Raw genomic sequence first — 22353 nt, 5'->3', positions numbered from 1 at the left:
GCCTGGAGGGCGAGCCCGGCGCATTCCGCCGCCGTGATCAGGGTGTCGGGCGTGAAATGGTGGATATGGGCGAAGTGAAACTGCTGCAGTGGATCGGGCCGTGCGGCCGCCGCATTGGGCACCTCGACATGGATGAACCCGTCCTGCGCCAGCCAGTGCGCCAGGCGGCGGAGCGCATCGACGGGCTCGCGCAGATGCTCCAGCACATGCTGCGCCGAGATCAGGTCGAAGGATGCGGCCGGAAGATCGGCGTCCTGCCAGGAGGCGCCGATGACGCAGGCGCCATAGGTCGCGCGGGCATAGCGGGCGAAATCGCGCCCCGGCTCGATGCCCGTCGCCTCGTGGCCGGCCTTCGCGAGGATGTCGAGGAACTCGCCCGAGCCGGAGCCCAGATCGAGAACCTGCGAGCCCGGGCTCAGATAGCCTGCCAGCAGATCGAAGCGCGCCGATGCCTCGGCCCGGCTGCGCTTGACATGAAGGCGCGGCGGCGCGCCGTTGCGGGCGAGCTGGTAATCGAGACGGTAGTTCGAGGCGTAATACCGCCCGAGTTCGTCCTCGCTGGGCATCGGGTCGGTTCGCAGCAGGCCGCAGCCATCGCAACTGACGGTGGTCAGCGGTTTCAGGCGCCGGTCGTAGCGGCAGACCACGGTCATCGCCGTCTCGCCGCAGAGATTGCAGGGACGACGCTCGCCACGATAGGGGTAGGCGACGAGAGGGACATGGCTGAGAAGAGCGGCGGCGATCCCGTGCATGAAGCAGACCTGGTTGTGACGTTACAGACCGGGCCTAGGTTTCCTGCCTGACGGAGTCCTGATGAATGAAGCTGCTGCTGATCGAAGACGTCGGCGCCCTCGCCGACCTCACCAGCCGCCATCTCGAAAGCGAAGGCTTCCGCGTCGATGTCGCGCGCTCGGTTCGCGCGGCGGAAGAACTGCTCGCGGTGACGCCGCCCGATGTCATCGTGCTCGATCTCGGCCTGCCGGACGGCGACGGGCTGACGCTGCTGGCCCGGCTGCGCCGTGAGGGCCTCGCGATTCCCATCCTGGTGGTGACGGCCCAGACCGGCCTCAACCAGCGCATCGCGGGCCTCGACCGCGGCGCCGACGACTATCTCGGCAAGCCGGCGGCGCCCGCGGAGATCGCCGCGCGCTGCCGGGCCCTGCTGCGACGCCCCGGCGGGCTCCTCGGCGGGCAGCTGACCTGCGGCGACCTGACGCTGGACACCGTCAGCCGGGCCGCCCTGCTCGGCGACCAGCCGCTCGCGATCGCCCGACGCGAGGTCGATGTCCTGGAGGTGCTGATGCGGCGCAGCGGCAAGGTGGTGCCGCGCCCCGCCATCGAGGCCGCGATCTACACGATCGACGAAGCGCCGGGGCCCAATGCGCTGGAGGCGTCCGTGTCGCGCCTGCGCAAATGCCTGACAGAGGCCGGCGCCAAGGTGGTTCTGCACACGGTCCGAGGCGTCGGCTATCTCCTGACGGAGGCGCCCCGGTGACGCCGCGTTCGCTGATCACGGTCCTGACGCGCCGGCTGGTCCTCGGCAGCGTGCTGCTGACGCTGGTCAACATCGCCCTGGTGATGGGCTATTACAGCCTGGATCGGGACGAACTCCAGCGCGCGAAGATCTTCCGGCAGATCAGCCGGATCGAGGCGGCACTCTCGCGCGGACCCGATGGCGCGCTGCGGTTCTCGCCGGGGGACCGGCTCATCGACGACTTCCGCGACTATCCGGACGCCTATGCCTACCGGATCCTCGACCATGACGGCCGGCTGGTCAGCGAAGCCAATCCGGGCCTGGTGTCCCCAGACGTCTGGGCGGGGGTCGCCGCGTCCGACGCCGCCTCGTCGAGCGTGGAACACCAGGGGCGCACCGTGCTCGTCGGCTCGCAGAAAGTCGTCGTCGGCGGACGCCCGGCGCGGATCGGCTTTGCCTCGGTCGGCGACCCCTCGCGCCTCGTGCTGTTCGTCTTCTTCGACGAATTGTTCGTGCATGTCTTCGTCGCGCTGCTGCCCTTTGCCGTCTGCCTGCTGCTGGTCAACATCGTCACCGTCCGGCAGTCGATGCGGCCGCTGATCGAGGCCGCCCGCGCCGCCCGCGAGACCGGCCACGGCACGACGACGCGGCGCCTGCCGACGGCGGGATTGCCGGCCGAGATCCTCGACATGGTCGAAGCGATCAACGACGCCCTCGGCCGGCTCGAAGACGCGCTCGAGGCCGAACGCGCCTTCACCGCCGAGGCTGCCCATGCCCTGCGCACTCCGCTCGCCGTCCTCTCCGCCCGCGTGGCGCAGCTGCCGCAGATACCCGGCGCGCACCCGTTGCGCGACGACGTCGCGAGTTTGACCCGGCTCGTCGAGCAGATGCTCTCGGCCGCCCAGGCGGATACGCTGGTGGTCGATCCGGCGATGCAGTCGGACCTTGCGGCCATCGCCCGCGCCGTCGCCGCCGACATGGCCCCGATCGCGATCGCGGCGGGGCGGCAGATCGCCTATGAGGGGCCCGATTCCTGCCCCGTCATGGGCGATGCCGACGCCATAGCCCATGCGCTGCGCAACCTCGTCGACAACGGCCTGCGCTTCACGCCGGCCGGAACCGAGGTCACCCTCAGCGTTCAGGAGAACGGCCTCGCGAGCGTGCGCGACCACGGACCCGGCATTCCCGCAGACCGTCGCGAGGCCGTCTTCAAGCGCTTCTGGCGCGGCGCGGCCTCGGATCTCGGCGGCACCGGCCTCGGCCTGGCCATCGTCAAGCGCATCGCGGAAGCCCATCAGGCGCAGGTGAGCATCGCCGATGCGCCCGGCGGCGGCGCCCTCGTCTCGATGCGGTTCCACGGTCCGCGCGCCGAAGCCGGCAGGCGAGCGGCGACAGGCGGCCTGCGAGAACAAAAGTGACGTAGTCGTCGTCATTTCTGAGATTGAATTGAACTTATTTTAAGTTTCGAAGCCTATCAGCGACGTCACGCTATTATTGCGGGATCATAAGTTTCCGTTGCGAGAGGCTTGTCCATGTTGTTTGCCCTGGCCTGTCGTCGCCGCCCCACCGAGGGCCGCTCGGCCGATCGCGGCGCGAGATCCATCGTCGCGGGCCACCGCGCATGAAGGTCCTGATCGTCGACGACAACCACACCTATCTGATGCTGTTGCGCAGCATCGTGCACAACATCGGCAATCACGCGATCTTCGTGTTCTCCAATCCGCTGGAGGCGCTGGAGGCGGCGGGAAGCACGGAGTTCGACCTGGTGCTGGTCGACTACATGATGCCTGAAATGGATGGCATCGCCTTCATCCAGGCCCTGCGGCAACTGCCGAACCATCGCGACCAGCCGATCGTCATGGTCACCACCGCCGAGCAGCGGGAGACGCGGATCGCGGCGCTGGATGCCGGCGCGACCGATTTCCTGCGCAAGCCGATCGAGCCGGTCGAGCTGCGCGTGAGGGTGCAGAACCTGCTCAACCTGCGCGAGGCGCAGACGGCGATGCGCGACAAGGCCACCTGGCTGGCGCAGGCGGTGCGGCAGGCGACGCGGGAGCTCTCCGAAAGTCAGCGCGACATGGCCAGGCGCCTGGGGCGCGCAATCGAGTGCCGCGACGGCCATACCGGCGACCATGTCGCGCGGATGGCGGCGCTGTGCCGGCTGATCGCCGAGGGGCTGGGCCTCGATGAGACGCAGTGCGACACGATCTATGCGGCTGCGCCGATGCATGATGTCGGCAAGATCGGCATCCCCGATCACATCCTGCAGAAGCCCTCCCGCCTCAGCGACGAGGAAATGGCCGTGATGCGCACGCATGTCTCGATCGGCGAGGCCATCCTGGCGAATGGGCGCTCGGCGCTGATGCGCTGCGCCGAGCGGATCGCTAGCTCCCATCACGAGCGCTGGGACGGCCAGGGCTACCCGCGCGGGCTGGCCGGCGACGCCATCCCGATCGAAGGCCGGATCGCGGCCGTGGCCGATGTCTTCGAGGCCCTCTGCGCCGACCGGGTCTACCGGCCCGGACAGCCGATCGAGACGGCGCGCGCCTTCATCCGGTCCGGCTCAGGCCGCCACTTCGATCCCGCCTGCGTGGCGGCCTTCGAGGCGAACTGGAACAAGATCGCGGCCCTGATGCAGGCCCCCTCGTCGCAGGCCGCCTCGCCGGCTCCCGTCACCCCCGTCGCGCTCGCAAGCTGATGTCGCGCACCCGTCACCCAAGGGATCGTCCCATGCTCAAGCGTCTCCTCATCGTCTGCCTCGCATTGCTGGGAACCGCCAGCCTGGCGACCGCCGCGGACATTCCTACGCCCAAAGGCCCGGTCATCCTGACCGTCAGCGGCAAGATCTCCAACAGCAACGGCCCGGCCGGCGTGACGCTCGACGCCGCCATGCTGGAGGCCCTGCCGAGCCGGGTGACCGTCGCCACGACGCCCTGGTATCCGCAGAAGACCCGCTTCGAGGGGCCGCTCGGCGCCGCCCTGCTCGATCTGGTCGGCGCGACCGGGACCGTCCTGCGGGTCACCGCGCTCAACGACTATGCCGTCGAGATCCCGGTCGCCGATCTGCGCAAATGGCCGGTGATCCTGGCGACAAAAATTGACGGCAAGCCGATCTCCGTGCGCGAGAAGGGCCCGCTCTTCGTGATCTACCCCTTCGACGAGGAGCCGAGCCTGTACAACGAACTCTATTTCGGCCGGTCGGCCTGGCAGCTCAAGTCGATCGAGGTGCGCTGAAGCGCCAACGGGAGAGGCTGCAGCTGATGCAGACGCGGCTGCTCAACATCGGCATTCTGGCGCTGCTCTGCGTCAGCCTCCTGCTCGGCGGCGTCGTGCTGTCGACGTTCTCCGCGCTGGGAACGCGCCATCGCGCCAGCGACGAAAGCGTGCGGGAGGACGTCGTCTGGGCTGCCTACCAGCTCGATCGGGAGGTCAAGAAGCTCGTCCACGCGGTCCGCGAACTGGACGCCGGGTTCTCCAGCGACCGGCGCGCCGACGTGACCCTGCGCTACGACATTCTCTACAGCCGCACCACCGTGCTCACGAGCGACCACTACGCCACGAAGTTCGGCCAGGACATCGAGATCACCATCCTCGCGCGAGAGGCGAGGCAGCGCATACTGGCGCTGGCGCCGCTGGTCGATGCGCTGGACCAGGCCGGCCCTTCGGACATGGCCGCATTGCTGGTCGCGCTCGATCCCATGGCGCAGGTTTCCGAGCGGCTGCTGAACGTCTCCAATCTCGCCCAGTCGCGCATCCGGGTGCAGGACCGCGCCGAGCTGGGTGCGGCCTACAGCCAGCTCGCCAACGCCTTGACGGCGCTGATCGCGTCGCTGGGCCTGATCGTGGTCTATCTTGCGGTCCAGCTCTATTTCATCCGCAGCGCCCGCCGACGCTTCGAGCGGCTGAGCAACGAGAATGCGGATGCGGCCAGGCGGGCCGAGGCGGGCGCGCGCGCCAAGTCGATCTTCCTGGCGACCATGAGCCATGAAATCCGGACGCCGCTGAACGGCATCATCGGCATGGTGGACGTGATGCGCGATTCCACCATGAGCGCGGGCCAGCGCGACCAGCTCGGGATCATCGGCCACTGCAGCGACACGCTGCTGGCGCTCATCGACGACATCCTCGATTTTTCGAAGCTCGAATCGGGCGCGGTCGATTTCGAGATGGCGTCGTTCGAGCTGGGCGAGGTCTTTTCCGCCGTCGGCGACGTGATGGGGCAGCGTGCGCAGGACAAGGGGATCGCGCTTCATGTCGACAACCCGCAAGCACTCGTCACGACGGATGCGACGCGGCTGCGCCAGATTCTGTTCAACCTCGTCGGCAATGCGGTGAAATTCACCGATACGGGCTGGGTCAGGGTGGTCTGCACCCTGGCGGCGGACCGGCTGCATGTCGAGATCGAGGATACCGGCATCGGCATTCCGCAGGAGGCCCGCGACCGGCTGTTCCAGGATTTCAGCCAGCTCGACATCACGATCAACCGACGCTTCGGCGGCACGGGTCTCGGCCTGGCGATCTGCCGGCGGCTGATCGGCGCGCTCGGCGGCGAGATCGGCGTCAGTCCGCGCGAAGGCGGCGGCACCCGTTTCTGGTTCACCTTGCCGGTCGGCCCGGTAATGGCCTCGCAAGGGCAGGCGCAACCCCGGCCCGACGCCCTCCCTGCCGGCGCGTTTTCCGGCCGCGTGCTCGTGGCGGAAGACAATCTCGTCAACTTCACCGTGGCGCGCGAGCTGCTGCAGCGCTTCGGCGTCGCGGTGGATCATGCGCCCGATGGCGAGATCGCCGTCCATCTCGCCTGCGCCACCCCTTACGATCTGGTCCTGATGGACATGCAGATGCCCGTCATGAGCGGGTTGGAAGCGACGCAAATGATGCGCGCGCGGGGCCTGGCCGATCTCCCGATCGTCGGGCTGACGGCCAATGCGTTCGCCAGCGACCGGGAGGCGTGCCTGGAGGCCGGCATGAGCGACTTCGTCGCCAAGCCGATCAACCGGGAGAAGATCGCGGCGATCCTCGCCAAATGGCTGCGCGTCGACACCATGGTCGCCGAGGAGCGCGCGCCGCCGGCACAGGCAGGATCGCGCGATCCCGACAGCGGGCCCGCGCTGATCGACCAGGGCGCGCGGGCGGAATTGCGGCGCGAGGTCGGAGACGCCCTTCTCGACGAACTGACGCGCGGCTTCTGGGAGGACGCGACGCGAATGGTCGCGGAAGCCGGCAAGGCCTGCGCCCGCGGCGAGACCCGCGTCGCCATCCGCGAGTTCCACACGCTCAAGGGCGTCGCCGCAACGCTGGGCTTCAGCGCCGTCGAGGCCGCGGCCCAGGCAGCCCAGCGCTCGGCCGAAGCCCAGGAGGCGGTGGACCTGGCGGCGCTGCAGACGGTTCTGCTGCGCACGGTCCTGGCGCTCGATGCCGACGACGCCGCACCGGAGGCCATGCCGGCGCATGCCCCGCTCCAACGCGGCGCCCGCTAGCGAGCCCGGGCGAAGGGTGTACCCTCATTGCAGGATGCTCGATGGGCGATCGCGTGCGAGGATGGCGATGACACTCTCCGGTGGCTGCAATTGCGGGCAGGTCCGCTATGCGATCGAGGGCGAGCCGATCCGCACCGGGCTCTGTCATTGCGAGAGCTGCCGGAAGTCGTCGGGATCGGCCTTCTCCTTCTTCGGCGTCTGGCCCCGGGCGAGCGTGACGCTGTCGGGCGATCTCGCCTGCTGGCAGAGCCGCGCGGGGGGCGACCGGTTCTGCCCGCACTGCGGATCCTCGCTGTTTTGCTGGGAAGAGGGGTCCGACGAAATCGAGATCAAGCTCGGCACGCTGGATGGCGGGCCGAGTTCCATCGCACCGGGCTACGAGCTCTGGACCATCCGGCGCGAACACTGGCTCGCGCCCCAGGCCGAGGCCTCGCAGCACGCACGCGACCGACCCAAACAGGATTGAGCGGCGGCAGCCGCTTGCAGGCGCGCACCGGGCGGCTATAGACCCGGCCGATGAGCCCTGCAGCCGCCGACCTCCTCGCCTGGTACGACCGCCACCGCCGGGCCCTGCCCTGGCGCGCCGGGCCCGGCGAGAGCGCCGACCCCTACCGGGTCTGGGCCTCCGAGATCATGCTGCAGCAGACCACGGTTACCGCCGTGAAGCCCTATTTCGAGCGCTTCATGGCGCGTTTTCCGACGGTGGCGGCGCTGGCCGCCGCGCCGTCGGAAGAGGTGATGCAGGCCTGGGCCGGGCTCGGCTACTATTCCCGCGCCCGCAACCTGCATGCCTGCGCCATCGCCGTCGTCGCCGAGCATGGCGGGCGCTTTCCCGACAGCGAGGAAGGCCTGCGCGCCCTGCCCGGCATCGGCGCCTATACGGCCGGCGCCGTGGCGGCGATCGCCTTCAACCGGCCGGCCGCGGCGGTGGACGGCAATGTCGAGCGGGTAATGACGCGGCTCTTCGCGATCGAGGAGCAATTGCCAGGCGCGCGCCCGCTGGTGCGCGAGCGCGTGCTGGCGATGATGCCTCAGGACAGGCCCGGCGATTTCGCGCAGGCGCTGATGGATCTCGGCGCCACCATCTGCACGCCGCGCAACCCGGCTTGTGGCCTGTGCCCCTGGCGCGAGCCCTGCCAAGCGAGACAGGCGGGAACGCAGGAGAGCTTTCCCCGCAAGGCCGCCAAGAAGGCCGGTGCGATGCGGTTCGGCGCGGCCTTCGTGCTGCAGCGCGAGGACGGCGCGCTGCTGCTGCGCACCCGCCCGCCCAAGGGGCTGCTCGGCGGCATGGCCGAGGTGCCGACGAGCGACTGGCGCGCCGATTACGAGCTGGACGGCGCCTGGCAGGATGCGCCGGTGGTGACGCGCTGGGAGCAGATTGGCCCCCCGGTGCGCCATGTCTTCACGCATTTCCCGCTGGAGCTGACGGTGTTCAGGGCGAGCGCGCCGGCGCGGACGCAGGCTCCGGAGGGGATGCGGTTCACGCTGCTCGCGGCGCTGGGCGAGGAGCCCTTTTCCAGCGTGATGCTGAAGGTTCTGGAGACGGCGGGAATTAGGAGCCGCGCAGACGCCTGATCCGTTCTCAGGTCGCGGCCATCTGCGCCCGGATTTCGCCGCGAAGCACGTCGAGCAGCATCAGCCCGCCCGCGCGCTCGACATGCCAGAAGGTCCAGCCGTTGCAGCTCGGCAGCCCCTGCGCCAGCGCGCCGACCTTGTGGATCGAGCCCACCGCCGGGTCCAGCAGCAGCGTTCCGTCGGCGCGGATGATCGCCTTGTGGCGGCGCTTCTCATCGGTGACGGTCTCGCCGGCCTTGACCAGCCCGGCCTCGACGAGCGCGAGGAAGGGAACGCGTGGCTCGCTGCGCTTGGAGGGCGCGGTCGCGAAGGCCTCTGGCGGCAGCGGCGTGACCGCGTCAATGCGCTTGCGGGCAGCAGTGGCATAAGTGCCGTCGCGTTCGCAGCCGATGAAATGCCGGCCGAGCGCCTTGGCCACGGCCCCGGTCGTGCCGGTGCCGAAGAACGGATCGAGGATCACGTCGCCGGGATTGCTGGCCGAGAGCATGACGCGGGCGAGCAGGGACTCGGGCTTCTGCGTCGGGTGGACTTTTGCGCCGCTACCGTCCTTCAGCCGTTCCTCGCCGGTGCAGAGCGGCAGATACCAGTCCGAGCGCATCTGGAGGTCGTCATTGCCACCCTTCAGCGCCTCGTAATGGAAGGTGTATTTCGAGGATTCGCCACGCGCCGCCCAGATCAGCGTCTCATGCGCGTTGGTGAAGCGCCGGCCGCGGAAATTCGGCATCGGGTTGGCCTTGCGCCAGACGATGTCGTTGAGCATCCAGAAGCCGAGATCCTGCAGGATCGAGCCGACGCGGAAAATGTTGTGGTAGCTGCCGATGACCCAGAGCGCGCCGTCGGGCTTCAGCACGCGGCGGCAGGCCGAGAGCCAAGCGCGGGTAAAGGCGTCGTATTCGGCGAAGGAGGAAAACTTGTCCCAGTCGTCGTCGACGGCATCGACGAGGCTGTCGTCGGGACGGCGCAGATCGCCGCCGAGCTGGAGATTATAGGGCGGGTCGGCGAAGACGAGATCGACGCTGGCCGCCGGCAAACGTTCGATGGCGGCGATGCAGTCGCCCACCAGAATCTGGTCGAGCGGAAGCTCGACCGGGAGGCTTGCCGGCTTGATCCGGGGCGCCTTGATCGGTGACTGCAGCGCGGGCCGTCCGGTACGCGAAACTTGAATCCGGACGGCGGCGCTGGTGGTCCCGGTACGCAAAATACCCATGACGCCCCAAGACCGTTACGCAACTTGAACAGTCGCGATATTGGCCAGTCAGGGTAAAAGCCGCGTTTCCGGGACGAAAAAAATGCGTCCCATTCTGGGGCTGCAGTTATTGCCCAGCCCCTTGGCGGATATGGGGAATTGCTAATCCGGAGTTAACGCCTCTCTCCCGTGCAACACGCGCGGGTCATCCCGGACGAAGCGAAGCGGAGATCCGGGATGACGGCGTGGTTCCGATGCCGGCTTACCGCCGCCAGACGCCCTTCACCGGCGCAAAGGAATAGCGGTGCTCGGGACAGGGGCCCTGCGCCAGCAGGGCGGCGCGATGCTGCGGCGTGCCGTAGCCGGCATGGGCGGAAAAGCCGTAGGCCGGATAACGCGCGCACAGCCGCGCCATCATCGCGTCACGCGTCACCTTGGCGATGATCGAGGCCGCCGCGATCGAGGCGATCTGCGCATCGCCGCCGATAACGGATTCGCAGGCGCAGGGCAGCACGGGCGGATCATTGCCGTCGACCAGCACACAAACGGGCCTGATCGCCAGCGCCGCCACGGCGCGCCGCATCGCCAGCAGGGTCGCCTGGCGGATGTTGATGACGTCGATCTCGGCGGCGGTCGCGCTGGCGACGCCGATGGCGAGCGCCGATTGCGCGATCAGCGCAAACAGCTCCTCCCGCCGCGCCGCGCTCAGATTCTTCGAATCGTCGAGCCCGTCCGGCACCGCCTGCGGATCGAGAATCACGGCCGCCGCCACCACCGGCCCGGCCAGCGGCCCGCGCCCGACCTCATCGACCCCGGCGAGCGGCCAGAGCCCGCGGGCGATGGCGTGGGTCTCGCGATGAAAGGTGGCGGTCATGGCCGGGGCTTATGCCGCAGAGGCGGCGCACGCAACAAGAGCGTCAGCCCTGTCGTCACGGCTTGAGATGTGACCCATGATATGGTACATCATCTCAGGCGGAGAATGGCATGATCGTCAGTTTTCGGGATGACTGGCTGCGGGCCTTCTTCGTCGATGACGTCCACGCGAAACAGATTCCGCCCGAGATCGAGGCGCGCCTGTTCCGCAAACTGCAGATGATCGACGACGCGGCGACCGATTCTGATCTGCGCGTGCCGCCGAGCAACCATTTCGAGAAACTGCGGGGTGCGCTGGATGGGCTGCACAGCATCCGGGTCAACCAACAGTGGCGGCTGATCTTTGCCTGGGACGGGCGCCGCGGCGAGGCGCGCGGCCTGTATCTCGACGACCACAGCTATCGATAGGTGGCCCATGCTGACGACGAAACGCAAACCCGCCACGGTCGGCGAAATCCTGGTCGAGGAGTTCATGCGGCCGTTGGGGCTGACGCAGATTCGGCTGGCCCAGGCGATGGGCGTGCCCCGCAAGCATGTCAACGAACTCTGCCGGGATCGCCGGGGCCTGACGGCCGCCACCGCGCTCATCCTCGCCCGCGTCTTCGGCAATTCCGCCGAGTTCTGGCTCAATGTGCAGCGACGGACCGATCTCTGGGAGACGCTGCATTCGCCCGCGGAACGCGCCCGCATCGAGCGGGCACAGCCGCTGGAGGTCGCGGCCTGATCTCAAACGTCACGAGCGACCGGCTCAAAACAGGCTCAACTGCGCCTTATCCTTCTCCGGCTTCACGAACAGGTCGCTGCGCAGCCGCGTCCGCGCGCCGTTGAAGCCGAAACGCTCGGCCGCCATCTCGAAACGCCGGCCGATCATCCAGGCGTAAGGGCCCGAGCCCACCTGCCGCTGGCCCCAGGCCGCGTCGTAATCCTTGCCGTCGCGGGTCGAGCGGATCAGCGAGACGACATGGCGCAGCTTGTCGGGATGGTGGGTCAGGAGCCAGTCCTGGACGAGGTCCTTCACCTCCAGCGGCAGGCGCAGCAGGACATAGCCGGCCTCGCGCGCGCCGGCCGCCTGCGCCGCTTCCAGAATCCGCTCGATCTCGTGCTCGTTGATCGCCGGGATGATCGGGGCGACCAGCACAGTGACGGGGATGCCGGCATCCGTCAGCGCCTTGATCGTCTCCAGCCGCTTGGCGGGCGAGGCAGCGCGCGGCTCCATGCCGCGCGCGACCTTGGGGTCGAGCGTCGTCAGCGAGATCGCGACCTTGGCCAGCCCCTTGGCCGCCATCGGCGCGAGGATGTCGATGTCGCGCTGAACCAGCGCCGATTTGGTGACGATGCCGACCGGGTGGTTGAAGCGCTCCAGCACCTCGAGGATGCTGCGCATGATCCGCAGCTTCTTCTCGATTGGCTGGTAGGCGTCGGTGTTGGTGCCGATCGCGATGGTGCGCGGCTGGTAGGAGGCCGCTGACAATTCCTTCTCCAGCAGGAGCGCGGCGTCGGGCTTGGCGGTCAGCTTGCTCTCGAAATCGAGACCCGGCGACAAACCGAGATAGGCATGGGTCGGCCGCGCGAAGCAGTAGACGCAGCCATGCTCGCAGCCGCGATAGGGGTTGATCGAGCGGTCGAAGGAGATATCCGGGGAATCGTTCTTCGTGATGATCGTCCGGGGCTTCTCGACCGCGACCTCGGTCTTGAAGGGTTCGAGCTCGCCCAGCGAGCCCCAGCCATCATCCTCGCTGATGCGTTGCTGCGCCTCGTAGCGCCCGCCGGGATTGATCGTCGCACCGCGCCCACGCCGACGCTCGGGGTCGATGCGGTGGCCGGCATAGGCCAGCGGCTCGACCGGCGCCACACGCGCCGAGACCGCCATCGGCAGGCTGCCGTGCTGCTTCAGCGGCTGCGCTGAAATCGGCCTCGACGAGGGTGTGCTCTGGCGCATGGCGCTGGACCTGCCTGATCCTCGCCGGGAATCGGCGGATTCGGTGTCGATCTATGTGAACATAAAGGGAACAGATTGCAAGTGACAGGATTGCGACATGCTGCGCTGCGTCATATGGGTTTGCGTATGCTCACTGCGGTCATACGCGTCGCTGGTTCGACTGAGGCGCTCGCCGCGACCTTCTCCGTCCTGATTCCGGCCGTCGCCGACGGTTTCCTCGGCCATGCCGTGGTGATCGACGGCGTGGGGACGGCCGATGTCGAGCGCCTCGCCGACGGGACAGGCGCGAGCTATCTGCGGGCCGACGGTGCGGAAAGCTGGCTCGCCGGCGCCGCCCAGGCGCGCGGGGACTGGCTCTTCCTGCTCGAAGCCGGCGACGTGCCGGAGCTGCATTGGGCGCAGGCGGTCGAGCGCCATCTCATTCTCGCCCCGCAGCGGCCGGCGCTGATCCCGCTGCGCGGCCTCTCCGGCTCGCTGCGCGAGCGGGCGGGCCTGTCGCTGGGGCCGCGCCGGCTGCGGCCGGGGCTGATCCTGCCCAAGGGCCATGCGCTGGCGGGGCGCCTGGGCGCGACGCCGCAGCGGCTCTCGGTCGGGCGTGAGCGCGCCGCCGGCTGACCAAGCGGGCGGACCGGCCGGCTTGCGCCCCCTGCCCCGCCGCCCCAGAATGACTCATGGCCGTCAAACCCCTCGCCGATCTGATCGACACGCTGCTGGCGCCCGCGCTGGCCGCGCAGGGCTTTGCCGGGCGCGCCGTGGTCTCGCTCTGGCCGGAGATCGTCGGCGAACGCCTGGCGGCGCGGACGCGGCCGCTGAAGATCGACTGGCCGCGCCGCCGACCCGCCCCGGGCGAAGCCTCCGAGCCGGCGACGATGGTGGTGCGGGTCGAAAGCGCGTTCGCGCTCGAAATGCAGCAGCTCGCGCCGATCGTTCTGGAGCGGGTCAACACCCATCTCGGCTGGCGTGCGGTCGGCAAGCTCGTGCTCAAGCAGGGCCCGGTCGAGGCGCCGGCGCCCCGGCGTGCCCCACCGCCGCCCGACCCGGCGCTGGCGGCGCGCGTGGGCGAGCAGGTCGCCGGAATCGCGGATCCGGATCTGCGGGCGGCGCTGGCACGACTTGGTGTCCATGTTGCCCAGAACACGAAGCGCCGCGCCATCGACACGGCTTCGTGAGCGGGCGCCGCCTGCGCGGTGACGATCTTGCCACAATCGTCGCTGCCTCTATGGTCCGCGCAACCGCATGCCGGCTTTCAAGCCTCTGCACTTCCAAACCTCTGCACTTCTCGGGAACAGCGACGATGACGAACAGGCGACAGCTTCTGACGGCGACAGCCGGGCTCGCGGCCACCGCGATGCTGGGCGCGCCCGCCGCGCGGGCCCAGGCCGATCTGGCCACGCCCGGCCCGCTCGGCGATGTCTGGATCGGCTCGGCCGACGCGAAGGTCACGATCATCGAGTACGCCTCGCTGACCTGCGGCCATTGCGCGACCTTCCACAAGGACACCTGGCCGGCGCTGAAGGCGAAGTACATCGACACCGGCAAGGTGCGCTTCACGCTGCGCGAATTCCCGCTCGACCCGCTGGCGACGGCCGGCTTCATGCTGGCGCGCTGCAACGGCAACGACAAATATGTCGCGATGACCGATCTGCTGTTCGCCCAGCAGCGGGTCTGGGCTTTCACCGACAAGCCGGTCGACGCGCTCTCGACCATGGTCAAACAGGCCGGTTTCACACAGGATTCGTTTGAAGCCTGCTTGAAAAGGCAGGATATCTATGACGCCGTCACAGTCGTGAAGGATCGTGGAGCCAAGGCCGGCGTGGATTCCACGCCGACCTTCTTCATCAACGGGCAGAAGCGTTCAGGTGCGCTCTCGATGGCCGAATTCGACAAGATCCTCGAGCCGCTCCTGGCGGGCTGAGGGCGGCTGGCCTCCAACCATCCGCGCGGTCATCCCGGACCAGCGGCGCAGCCGCGCCGATCCGGGATCCATGCCTGAACCGTTCCGGAATGGATCCCGGGTCGATCTTCGATCGCCCGGGATGACGGCGGAGGGTCACAAAGACCGGGCGCGCCGATGCAGCTGACGCGCCTCAAGCTCACCGGCTTCAAGACCTTCGTCGAGCCAACGGAATTCCTGATCGAGCCGGGGCTGACCGGCGTCGTCGGCCCCAATGGCTGCGGCAAGTCCAACCTCGTCGAAGCGCTGCGCTGGGTGATGGGCGAAAGCTCGTTCAAGAATATGCGCGGCTCGGGGATGGACGACGTCATCTTCGCCGGCTCGAACGAGCGCCCCGGCCGCAACATGGCCGAGGTCGCGCTGACGCTCGACAATGCCGACCGCAAGGCGCCGGCCGCCTTCAACGAGACCGATGTGCTCGAGGTCACCCGCCGGATCGAGCGGGAGGAAGGCTCGACCTACCGCGTCAACGGCAAGGAGGTCCGCGCGCGCGACGTGCAGCTGCTCTTCGCCGATGCGGCGACGGGCGCGCGCTCGCCGGCGCTCGTGCGCCAGGGCCAGATCGCCGAGATCATCTCCGCCAAGCCGCAATCGCGCCGGCGCATCCTCGAGGACGCCGCCGGCATCGCCGGCCTCCACAGCCGCCGCCATGAGGCGGAGCTGCGGCTGAAGGGCGCGGAAGAGAACCTGACGCGGCTCGAAGACGTGCTCGGCGAAATCGACGGGCAGATCGAGGCGCTGCAGCGCCAGGCGCGGCAGGCCTCGCGCTATCGCAGCCTCGCCGCCGACATCCGCCGGGCCGAGGCGACGCTGGCGCTGATCTCCCACCACGAGGCGCGGCTGCAGGAGGCGCAGGCGGGCCAGGCGCTCGATGCGGCGCAGCGCGCAGTGGCCGACCAGACCGGCATCCAGGCGGAGGCCGCCAAGCGGCAGGCGGTGGCCGCCCATGAGCTTCCGGCGCTGCGCGACGGCGAGGCGGCAGCCGCTGCCGCATTGGTGCGGCTCAAGCGCGGACTCGACGAGCTGGTGGCCGAGAACCGGCGCGCCAAGCAGCGCATGGAGGAACTGGGCCGGCGGCTGGCCGAATTGCAGGGCGATCTCGCCCGGCAGGACAGCCTGGCGCGCGACGCCAGCGAGAGCCTGGCGCGCCTGGCCCAGGAGGATGCGGCGCTCGCCCGCGACGGCGAGGGCGCGGCCGGGAGCGCCGAAGCCGCCACCGCTACGCTAACGCAGGCCGAAGCGGCGCTGGCCGCGGCGGAGGCCGCACATGGCGCGGCGCAGGCGGCCCTGTCCGAGCTCGGCGCGCGACGCGGCGCGCTCGAGCGGGCGCTGCGCGAGACGCAGGAGCGCGAGGCCCGTGCGGCCTCCGAGCGCGAGCGCCTGCTGCGCGACCAGGCGGCGCTGGACGCCGGCAGCGCCGCCGTGCCGCTGGACGGCTTGCGTGGCGCGCTCGCGGCCGCCGAGAGCGCCATGCGCGAGGCCGATGCCGGCGCGGCCGCGGCCCGGACAGCCCTGGCCACCGCCCGCGAGCGCGAGACGCAGCTGCGCGCGCCGCTCGCCGAGGCCGACCGCCTGGCGCAGCGGCTCGAAACCGAGATCCGGACGCTGAAAAAGCTGCTTGCGCCGACCGGCGGCGGGCGCTGGCCGGCGATCCTCGATGCGGTGACCGTGGCCAAGGGCTTCGAGATCGCGCTCGGGGCGGCGCTGGGCGATGATCTCGACGCGGCGACGGACACCGCCGCACCCAGCCATTGGCACGATACCGGCCCCGGCGCCGATGATCCCGCCTTGCCCGAGGGCGCTCAGCCCCTGGCCGCGCATGTGCGTGGGCCTGCGGCGCTGCGTCGGCGGCTGGCGCAGATCGGCGTCGTCGCCCGCATGGACGGCCCCCGCCTGCGTGCGGCGCTGCAACCCGGGCAGCGGCTGGTGTCGCGCGAGGGCGACGTCTGGCGCTGGGACGGTTTCACCGGCGCGGCCGAGGCGCCCTCGCCCGCCGCGCGCCGTCTGGCCGAGAAGAACCGGCTCGACGATCTCGAGCGCGAGGCCCAGGCCGCCCAGGAGGCCGCCGAAGCGGCCCGCGACGCACTCGACGCCGCAACGCGCGACGCCAGGGCGGCCGGCCAGGCCGAGGCTGCGGCGCTGGAGGTTGCGCGGCTGGCCCGGCGGACGCTCGACCAGTCACGCGAGCAGCTCGCCGCGGCCGAACGCAAGGCGGCCGAGACGGCGGCACGGCGCTCGGCCCTGACCGAGGCGATCGAACGCCTCGGCCGCTCCATCGCCGAGGCCGCGGCGCAGGCCGCGACCCAGGCACAGGCGGTGGCCGCGCTGCCGCCCTCGGCGGAGCTGGACAGCACGCTGCTGACGGCACGCGTGGCGCTCGGCGAGCAGCGCATCGCGGCGTCGGATGCGCGGGCGCGGGTGCAGACCCTGTCGCGCGAGGCGGAGTTGCGGGCGCAGCGCCGCAGCGCGATCGCAACCGATATGGCCGCCTGGCGAGAACGGGCGGCGCGCAGCAGCCAGACCGCCGACGAGACGCGCAGCCGGATCGAGACGGTCGCCGCCGAGCAGCGGGCGCTGCAGGAAGCGCCCGACAGCTTTCTCACCGAAAGGCGCCGGCTCGTCGCGGAGATCGAGACTGCGGAGGCGGCGCGGCGCGCGGCGGCCGACCGGCTGGCAGTCGGCGAGGCGGCGCTGGCTGAGGCCGACCGCCAGGCGCGAATCGCGCTCGACGGGCTGGCCGGCGCCCGCGAAGTCCGGGCCGCCGCCGAGGCGAGGCGCGATGCGGCGCGCCAGCGCGTCGCGGATGTGACACGGCAGATCGAGGACGGGCTGGAAACCGGGCTCGACGGCCTCAGCGCGATGGCAGGCCTGAAAGCCGGCGACACGCCGCCCGAGCCCGACGGCGTCGAGCGGCGCCTTTCGGGGCTCAAGGCCGAGCGCGAGCGGCTCGGCGCGGTCAATCTGCGGGCCGAGGACGAGCTGACGGCGATCAAGGCCAAGCGCGAGGGGCTCACCGCCGAGCGCGACGATCTGAGCGAGGCCATCCGCCGGCTGCGGCAGGCGATCGGCGCGCTCAACCGCGAGGGCCGCGAAAGGCTGCTGGCCGCCTTCGAGATCGTCAACGCACAGTTCCAGAGGCTGTTTGGCGTGCTGTTTGGCGGCGGCACGGCGGAACTGAAGCTGGTCGACGCCGAGGACCCGCTCGATGCCGGGCTCGAGATCTTCGCCCGCCCGCCCGGCAAGAAGCCGCAGGTGATGACGCTCCTCTCGGGCGGGGAGCAGGCGCTCACCGCGATCGCCCTCATTTTCGCGGTGTTCCTGACCAACCCGTCGCCGATCTGCGTGCTCGACGAGGTCGATGCGCCGCTCGACGACGCCAATGTCGAACGCTACTGCAACCTGCTCGACGAAATGGCGCGCGATACGCAGACGCGCTTCATCCTGATCACCCACAACCCGATCACCATGGCCCGGATGGACCGTCTCTTCGGGGTCACCATGGCCGAGCGCGGCGTCAGCCAGATGGTCTCGGTCGATCTCGCGACGGCCGAGCGCATCCGCGAGGCGGTCTGAGCCGGTGAAAAAGCGCCACAATCGTCTTCGCAGTGCGGCAAGAATGTCGCACCCGAGCCGAATTTATAGATATTCCAATGCGTTAGGCTCCACCACCCTGCCTTGACAGCGTGGGGAGCGGGCAATAAAGGAGGCCCTGCTGACGACGGCTCGATGCGCGGGCTCGAACAGGGATCGTGTGGTTTTCTGCAGGATCGTGGCCATTTCACGATCTCTCAGGGGGCCAGCGCCATGTCCGAACCCGACAAAAACGCTTCAGACTCGGAGTTGCGCGCAAGACTGGGTTCCCTGAAGACGGCCCTTGGGCAGGCGGAAGGGAACGAAAAGCCGGGCGCGAGCCCGGCTGGACGAGACGGCGCCATGGCTGGCGCAGTATCTTCAGGCTTTCGCGCCGCAACGGATCTGGCAGGCGGCATCATCGCAGGCGCCCTGATCGGGATCCTCGCAGACCGGTGGCTGGGAACCTCACCGTTCCTGCTGATCATCTTTCTGGTGATCGGCGCCATTGCGGGGCTGCGTTCCGTCTATCGGCTCGGTTCGCGTCCGACCTCCGGGTCGACAGACGACGCACCAAAGGACTGACCAAGGCTGGCGGCCGAGAGGCCGCACGACAAGGGGCTGAAACGACATGGCGGCTGGCGTCGGAATTGATCCGATTTCCCAATTCCAGATCAAGCCGATCATCGGCTTGCGGCCGTTCGGCCTCGACCTGTCGTTCAGCAACGCGTCGCTGTTCATGGTCTTCGCCGTCGGCGTGATCTCGGCGATCATGATCTATGGCTCGAGCCAGCGCGCCGTCGTTCCCGGCCGCCTTCAGTCGCTCGCCGAGATTACCTATGAGTTCGTCGCCTCCACCGTCACCGGTGTGATGGGCCGCGAAGGCATGAAGTTCTTCCCGCTGGTGTTCTCGCTGTTCATGTTCGTGCTGACGGCGAACCTGCTCGGCATGATCCCGGGTTCGTTCACGGTCACCAGCCACATCATCGTCACCACCGGCCTTGCGGTCCTGGTGATCAGCGTCGTGCTGATCTACGGCATCGCCAAGCATGGCAGCCATTTCTTCGGGCTGTTCGTGCCGTCCGGTGCGCCGGCCTGGCTCATCCCCTTCATGGTGCTGATCGAGGTCGTCTCCTTCGCGTCGCGGCCGATCTCTCTGGCGCTGCGCCTGTTCGGCAACATGCTGGCCGGCCATATCGGTCTCAAGGTCTTCGGCGGCTTCGTGGTGATGCTGACGGCGCAGGTGAGCATCTTCACCGTGCTGGCGCCGCTGCCGATGATCCTCGCGATCGCCCTGACGGCCCTGGAATTCCTGGTGGCGTTCCTGCAGGCCTATGTCTTCGCCATCCTCGCCTGCGTCTATCTCAACGACGCCCTCCACCCGGGCCACTGACGGCCCGAGGCGAGCCCCCGTTCACCCCCTCCCTTTACGCAAACCTGTCACCTGGAGAAAAGTTATGGATCCTGTCGCTGCCAAATTCATCGCTGCGGGTATCGCCTGTCTCGGCATGGGCCTCGCCGCCATTGCCGTCGGCACGATCTTCGGCAACTTCCTCTCGGGCGCGCTGCGCAACCCGTCGGCCGCCGACGGCCAGTTCCCGCGCGCCTTCATCGGCGCGGCGCTCGCCGAAGGTCTGGGCATTTTCTCCTTCGTCGTCGCGCTGATCCTGCTCTTCGTGGTCTGAACGCGTTTCGACCACCGGCTTCCCGTCGCGCCCGAACTCCCGATCGCGGGATCGGGCGCGACTTTCCATTCTCTTCCGCTGAAAGGCAGCCCATGCCGGTTCGATCTTCACGGTTCGTCAGGCAAGGTTTGGCCGGCTTCGTCGCCTCGGTGCTGACCGCGCCGCTGGTGGTGAGCGCGGCCGGCGCGGCCACGCCGTCGCTGAGCGGCGAGAAGGCCGCCTTCCCTCCCTTCGACGTCACGACCTTTGCCGGCCAGCTGTTCTGGCTCGCCATCACCTTCGGCGCGCTCTACTGGCTGATGTCGACCATCGCCCTGCCGCGCGTCGGCGCGATCCTTGACGAGCGGGCGACCACCATCGCGCGCGATCTCGACAATGCCGCGCAGATGCAGGCCAAGGCGGAAGCGACCGCCCTCGCCTATGAGACGGCCCTGACAGAGGCCCGCAAGAACGCCCAGGGCATCGCCCAGGCTGCGCGCGACACCAGCACCAAGGCGTCCGACGCCCGCCGCCACACCGTCGAGGGCGAACTCGCCGCCAAGCTGGCCCAGGCCGAAGCCACCATCGCCGCCACCAAGACCAGCGCCATGACCAATGTTCGCGGTCTCGGCAGCGAGGTCGCGGTCGCGATCGTCACCAAGCTGACCGGCCAGACCCCGAGCGCCACCGAGGCGTCCGAGGCGGTCGATCAGGTTCTGGCGCGCGGCTGAGGAGAAGACCGATGGATACTTTCTGGGTTGGCGTCTCGTTTTTCATCTTCCTCGGCATCCTGACCTATTTCGGGGTGCCGAAGGCGATCATCGCCGCGCTCGACGGGCGCGGCGAGAAGGTCGCGCAGGAGCTCGCCGAGGCGCGCCGCTTGCGCTTGGAAGCGGAGAAGCTGCTGGCGGAGTACGAGGCCAAGCGCAAGGCCGCCGAAACCGAAGCCGCCTCGATCATCGCGGCCGCCGGTGAGGAGGCCCAGCGCCTCGCTGCCGAGGCGGAGGCCAAGCTGAACGACTTCGTCACCCGCCGGACGAAATCGGCACAGGAGAAGATCGCGCAGGCCGAAAGCCAGGCCGAGGCCGATGTTCGCGCCGCCGCCGCCGAGGCTGCGACGAAGGCTGCGGAGATCATCATCCGCGCCCAGGTCGGCGGCAAGGCCGGCGACGCACTGTTCGCCACCGGCCTCGACGAGGTCAAGGCCAAGCTGAACTGAGCGCGCCAGCGTCGGTGTCTCGGACACCATAAAGTCGATCAACGGCGCGACCTTCGGGTCGCGCCGTTTTTCGTTCTCACCGACGCCGGAGCGTTTCCGGATCAATGCGCTCTGGCGAAGGCCGCCGTGACGCCGCCACAGCCGGCAGTTTCGGGGCTCTTCAGTTCGCGGCGGTCTTCGACGGGGCGCGCGGGGCGGGCTTCGGCTCGCCGGTGCCGATCAGCTTCGGCTTGGGCTTGCGGGCGGGAATGGTCGAGGTGACGATGCCCTGCGGCGTGTCGAGCCCGTAGATGTCCTCGCGGAACTGGACCAGCCCGTCGGCCCCCTGCCAGCCGGTGAGATAGACCCAGGCGACGGGAACGGACTTCTTCAAGGGGATGTTCTTGCGCTCCCCCTTGGCGATCTCCGCCTCCAGCGCCGGCGTGGTCCATTCGGTGCCCTCCAGCAGCCAGGCGCCGAGATCGCGCACGCCCTCGACGCGGGCGCAGCCCGATGAGTTGAAGCGGACATCGTTGCGGAACAACGATTGCTTCGGCGTGTCGTGGAGATAGACGGCTTCCGTATTGGGCATGTCGATCTTCATCTGGCCGAGCGCATTGTCGGGGCCGGGATCCTGCCTCACGGTGAAATAGGGCGCGGTCAGGCCAGCCCAGTTGACCGTGGCGGGGTCGATCTCGCGGTTCTCGGCGCCGAGCAGCTTCATGTGCGACTTGGCGAGGAAGCCCGGATTCTTGCGCATATGCGGGATGATGTCGGCCTTCACGATCGAGGTCGGCACCGTCCAGGTCGGGTTGAGATTGACCGAGGTGATGTTGGCCTGCAGCACCGGCGAGGGCCTGTCGGGCCGGCCGACGATGGCGAGGTGGCGGCGCTGGACGAGGCCGTTCTCCACCGCCTCGACGCTGGCGCCGGGGATGTTGACCACGACATAGCGCTCGGCGAAGGAAAAGCCGTTGCCCTTCAGCCGCTCCAGCGTGGCGGTGAGCTGGTTGAGGCGCATTTCGACGGGGGTGTTCATGGCCTTCAGCGTGAGGCGCCCGACGGTGCCGAGATCCGACAGGCCGTGCCGGACCTGGAAGCGCTTCACGGCCGCGACGACATTCGCGTCGTAGACGTCACCCGGCAGCGCGTCGGCGGGCAGATCGCCGCTCAGCACCAGGCGCTGCTTCAGCGCCGCAACGTCGGGCCCCTGAGCGTCCGGCTTCAGCGCGGTGACGCTGGCGGGCACCTTCGGCCAGCCACCGCGGATGGCGATGTCCTCATGGGCGATCAGCGCCTCGAGGGTGCGATCATAGGTGTTGGGGCCGTAGCTGGGCTCGGTGGCCCGCGCTCCCACGCCGCCGAGCAGAAGGGCCAGGGCGGCGACGGAGGCTTTGACGAAACGCACGGACATGGACGTGATCCCACACAGCGTCACAGACG

Annotated in this window: 22 protein-coding genes and 1 pseudogene; 18 read left to right on the top strand and 5 right to left on the bottom strand. The window is 69.1% G+C overall.

Annotated elements, in window-relative coordinates:
• Window positions 1-65: 65 nt before the first annotated feature.
• Window positions 66-566, bottom strand: a pseudogene (locus Q8S38_RS24980) (class I SAM-dependent methyltransferase); the annotation flags it as partial.
• A 251-nt stretch (window positions 567-817) separates the two neighbouring features.
• On the opposite strand from Q8S38_RS24980, the gene Q8S38_RS02755 reads away from it, so the two are divergent.
• From Q8S38_RS02755 to mutY, 7 genes are all read left to right on the top strand, one after another.
• Window positions 818-1495, top strand: coding sequence for a response regulator (locus Q8S38_RS02755; protein WP_305678879.1), 678 nt, complete (start codon window positions 818-820; stop codon window positions 1493-1495).
• Window positions 1492-2892 carry a sensor histidine kinase gene (locus tag Q8S38_RS02750; RefSeq protein ID WP_305678878.1) on the top strand — a complete coding sequence of 467 codons (1401 nt, stop codon included), beginning with the start codon at window positions 1492-1494 and terminating at the stop codon, window positions 2890-2892. The genes Q8S38_RS02755 and Q8S38_RS02750 overlap by 4 nt, the downstream gene beginning before the upstream one ends.
• A 203-nt stretch (window positions 2893-3095) precedes the next feature.
• Window positions 3096-4172, top strand: a complete 1077-nt coding sequence (locus Q8S38_RS02745) for an HD domain-containing phosphohydrolase (protein ID WP_305678877.1) — start codon at window positions 3096-3098, stop codon at window positions 4170-4172.
• 32 nt (window positions 4173-4204) lie between these two features.
• Window positions 4205-4708 carry a putative pterin-binding protein gene (locus Q8S38_RS02740; protein ID WP_305678876.1) on the top strand — a complete coding sequence of 168 codons (504 nt, stop codon included), beginning with the start codon at window positions 4205-4207 and terminating at the stop codon, window positions 4706-4708.
• A 26-nt stretch (window positions 4709-4734) separates the two neighbouring features.
• A complete protein-coding gene (locus tag Q8S38_RS02735; protein WP_305678875.1) occupies window positions 4735-6951 on the top strand; it encodes an ATP-binding protein in 2217 nt (738 codons plus the stop codon).
• Window positions 6952-7018: 67 nt separating this feature from the next.
• Window positions 7019-7417 carry a GFA family protein gene (locus Q8S38_RS02730; protein WP_305678874.1) on the top strand — a complete coding sequence of 133 codons (399 nt, stop codon included), beginning with the start codon at window positions 7019-7021 and terminating at the stop codon, window positions 7415-7417.
• Window positions 7418-7467: 50 nt separating this feature from the next.
• The gene (gene mutY, locus Q8S38_RS02725) at window positions 7468-8526 is read left to right on the top strand and encodes an A/G-specific adenine glycosylase (RefSeq protein ID WP_305678873.1); all 1059 of its coding nucleotides are present in this window, start codon (window positions 7468-7470) and stop codon (window positions 8524-8526) included.
• 7 nt (window positions 8527-8533) lie between these two features.
• Here the strand turns inward: mutY and Q8S38_RS02720 are convergent, their stop codons facing one another.
• Window positions 8534-9733 carry a site-specific DNA-methyltransferase gene (locus tag Q8S38_RS02720; protein ID WP_305678872.1) on the bottom strand — a complete coding sequence of 400 codons (1200 nt, stop codon included), beginning with the start codon at window positions 9731-9733 and terminating at the stop codon, window positions 8534-8536.
• A 241-nt stretch (window positions 9734-9974) separates the two neighbouring features.
• Complete coding sequence (locus tag Q8S38_RS02715; protein ID WP_305678871.1) at window positions 9975-10586, bottom strand: ribonuclease HII; 612 nt, start codon at window positions 10584-10586, stop codon at window positions 9975-9977.
• Window positions 10587-10696: 110 nt separating this feature from the next.
• Here Q8S38_RS02715 and Q8S38_RS02710 point away from each other — a divergent pair, with 110 nt between their 5' ends.
• Both Q8S38_RS02710 and Q8S38_RS02705 read left to right on the top strand, forming a co-directional pair.
• Complete coding sequence (locus Q8S38_RS02710; protein ID WP_305678870.1) at window positions 10697-10993, top strand: type II toxin-antitoxin system RelE/ParE family toxin; 297 nt, start codon at window positions 10697-10699, stop codon at window positions 10991-10993.
• A 7-nt stretch (window positions 10994-11000) separates the two neighbouring features.
• Entirely contained in the window at window positions 11001-11309 is a 309-nt protein-coding gene (locus Q8S38_RS02705) for a HigA family addiction module antitoxin (RefSeq protein WP_305678869.1), read from the top strand.
• A gap of 24 nt (window positions 11310-11333) precedes the next feature.
• Here Q8S38_RS02705 and Q8S38_RS02700 read toward each other — a convergent pair whose 3' ends face one another.
• On the bottom strand, window positions 11334-12455 hold the full coding sequence (locus Q8S38_RS02700; RefSeq protein WP_305678916.1) for a PA0069 family radical SAM protein: 1122 nt from the start codon (window positions 12453-12455) through the stop codon (window positions 11334-11336).
• Between the two features lie 195 nt (window positions 12456-12650).
• Here Q8S38_RS02700 and Q8S38_RS02695 point away from each other — a divergent pair, with 195 nt between their 5' ends.
• The 9 genes from Q8S38_RS02695 to Q8S38_RS02655 all read left to right on the top strand — a co-directional run bounded on the left by Q8S38_RS02695 (window position 12651) and on the right by Q8S38_RS02655 (window position 20931).
• Window positions 12651-13139, top strand: a complete 489-nt coding sequence (locus Q8S38_RS02695) for a hypothetical protein (protein ID WP_305678868.1) — start codon at window positions 12651-12653, stop codon at window positions 13137-13139.
• Window positions 13140-13195: 56 nt separating this feature from the next.
• The gene (locus Q8S38_RS02690; protein WP_305678867.1) at window positions 13196-13693 is read left to right on the top strand and encodes a DUF721 domain-containing protein; all 498 of its coding nucleotides are present in this window, start codon (window positions 13196-13198) and stop codon (window positions 13691-13693) included.
• Window positions 13694-13818: 125 nt separating this feature from the next.
• Window positions 13819-14439, top strand: coding sequence for a DsbA family protein (locus Q8S38_RS02685; RefSeq protein ID WP_371125818.1), 621 nt, complete (start codon window positions 13819-13821; stop codon window positions 14437-14439).
• Window positions 14440-14595: 156 nt separating this feature from the next.
• The gene (locus Q8S38_RS02680; protein ID WP_305678866.1) at window positions 14596-18051 is read left to right on the top strand and encodes a chromosome segregation SMC family protein; all 3456 of its coding nucleotides are present in this window, start codon (window positions 14596-14598) and stop codon (window positions 18049-18051) included.
• Between the two features lie 153 nt (window positions 18052-18204).
• On the top strand, window positions 18205-18633 hold the full coding sequence (locus Q8S38_RS02675; RefSeq protein WP_305678865.1) for an AtpZ/AtpI family protein: 429 nt from the start codon (window positions 18205-18207) through the stop codon (window positions 18631-18633).
• A 46-nt stretch (window positions 18634-18679) separates the two neighbouring features.
• Window positions 18680-19441, top strand: coding sequence for a F0F1 ATP synthase subunit A (locus Q8S38_RS02670; RefSeq protein WP_305678864.1), 762 nt, complete (start codon window positions 18680-18682; stop codon window positions 19439-19441).
• A 64-nt stretch (window positions 19442-19505) separates the two neighbouring features.
• Window positions 19506-19733 carry a F0F1 ATP synthase subunit C gene (locus Q8S38_RS02665; protein ID WP_305678863.1) on the top strand — a complete coding sequence of 76 codons (228 nt, stop codon included), beginning with the start codon at window positions 19506-19508 and terminating at the stop codon, window positions 19731-19733.
• 128 nt (window positions 19734-19861) lie between these two features.
• A complete protein-coding gene (locus Q8S38_RS02660) occupies window positions 19862-20443 on the top strand; it encodes a F0F1 ATP synthase subunit B family protein (protein WP_305678862.1) in 582 nt (193 codons plus the stop codon).
• Window positions 20444-20454: 11 nt separating this feature from the next.
• A complete protein-coding gene (locus Q8S38_RS02655; protein WP_305678861.1) occupies window positions 20455-20931 on the top strand; it encodes a F0F1 ATP synthase subunit B family protein in 477 nt (158 codons plus the stop codon).
• Between the two features lie 160 nt (window positions 20932-21091).
• Here the strand turns inward: Q8S38_RS02655 and Q8S38_RS02650 are convergent, their stop codons facing one another.
• Window positions 21092-22324 carry a L,D-transpeptidase family protein gene (locus Q8S38_RS02650; RefSeq protein ID WP_305678860.1) on the bottom strand — a complete coding sequence of 411 codons (1233 nt, stop codon included), beginning with the start codon at window positions 22322-22324 and terminating at the stop codon, window positions 21092-21094.
• Window positions 22325-22353 lie beyond the last annotated feature (29 nt).

This window comes from Allobosea sp., from assembly GCF_030695125.1.
Classification (GTDB): domain Bacteria; phylum Pseudomonadota; class Alphaproteobacteria; order Rhizobiales; family Beijerinckiaceae; genus Allobosea.
Note: the sequence above shows the minus strand (reverse complement) of the source record. Positions and strands in the feature narration are given on the sequence as shown.

Coding starts and splice junctions, on each gene's coding strand:
- Q8S38_RS02755 (WP_305678879.1), top strand. CDS start 818: ATGAAGCTGCTGCTGATCGAAGACGTCGGCGCCCTCGCCGACCTCACC.
- Q8S38_RS02745 (WP_305678877.1), top strand. CDS start 3,096: ATGAAGGTCCTGATCGTCGACGACAACCACACCTATCTGATGCTGTTG.
- Q8S38_RS02740 (WP_305678876.1), top strand. CDS start 4,205: ATGCTCAAGCGTCTCCTCATCGTCTGCCTCGCATTGCTGGGAACCGCC.
- Q8S38_RS02735 (WP_305678875.1), top strand. CDS start 4,735: ATGCAGACGCGGCTGCTCAACATCGGCATTCTGGCGCTGCTCTGCGTC.
- Q8S38_RS02730 (WP_305678874.1), top strand. CDS start 7,019: ATGACACTCTCCGGTGGCTGCAATTGCGGGCAGGTCCGCTATGCGATC.
- mutY (WP_305678873.1), top strand. CDS start 7,468: ATGAGCCCTGCAGCCGCCGACCTCCTCGCCTGGTACGACCGCCACCGC.
- Q8S38_RS02720 (WP_305678872.1), bottom strand. CDS start 9,733: ATGGGTATTTTGCGTACCGGGACCACCAGCGCCGCCGTCCGGATTCAA.
- Q8S38_RS02715 (WP_305678871.1), bottom strand. CDS start 10,586: ATGACCGCCACCTTTCATCGCGAGACCCACGCCATCGCCCGCGGGCTC.
- Q8S38_RS02710 (WP_305678870.1), top strand. CDS start 10,697: ATGATCGTCAGTTTTCGGGATGACTGGCTGCGGGCCTTCTTCGTCGAT.
- Q8S38_RS02705 (WP_305678869.1), top strand. CDS start 11,001: ATGCTGACGACGAAACGCAAACCCGCCACGGTCGGCGAAATCCTGGTC.
- Q8S38_RS02700 (WP_305678916.1), bottom strand. CDS start 12,455: ATGGCGGTCTCGGCGCGTGTGGCGCCGGTCGAGCCGCTGGCCTATGCC.
- Q8S38_RS02695 (WP_305678868.1), top strand. CDS start 12,651: ATGCTCACTGCGGTCATACGCGTCGCTGGTTCGACTGAGGCGCTCGCC.
- Q8S38_RS02690 (WP_305678867.1), top strand. CDS start 13,196: ATGGCCGTCAAACCCCTCGCCGATCTGATCGACACGCTGCTGGCGCCC.
- Q8S38_RS02685 (WP_371125818.1), top strand. CDS start 13,819: ATGACGAACAGGCGACAGCTTCTGACGGCGACAGCCGGGCTCGCGGCC.
- Q8S38_RS02680 (WP_305678866.1), top strand. CDS start 14,596: ATGCAGCTGACGCGCCTCAAGCTCACCGGCTTCAAGACCTTCGTCGAG.
- Q8S38_RS02675 (WP_305678865.1), top strand. CDS start 18,205: ATGCGCGGGCTCGAACAGGGATCGTGTGGTTTTCTGCAGGATCGTGGC.
- Q8S38_RS02670 (WP_305678864.1), top strand. CDS start 18,680: ATGGCGGCTGGCGTCGGAATTGATCCGATTTCCCAATTCCAGATCAAG.
- Q8S38_RS02665 (WP_305678863.1), top strand. CDS start 19,506: ATGGATCCTGTCGCTGCCAAATTCATCGCTGCGGGTATCGCCTGTCTC.
- Q8S38_RS02655 (WP_305678861.1), top strand. CDS start 20,455: ATGGATACTTTCTGGGTTGGCGTCTCGTTTTTCATCTTCCTCGGCATC.
- Q8S38_RS02650 (WP_305678860.1), bottom strand. CDS start 22,324: ATGTCCGTGCGTTTCGTCAAAGCCTCCGTCGCCGCCCTGGCCCTTCTG.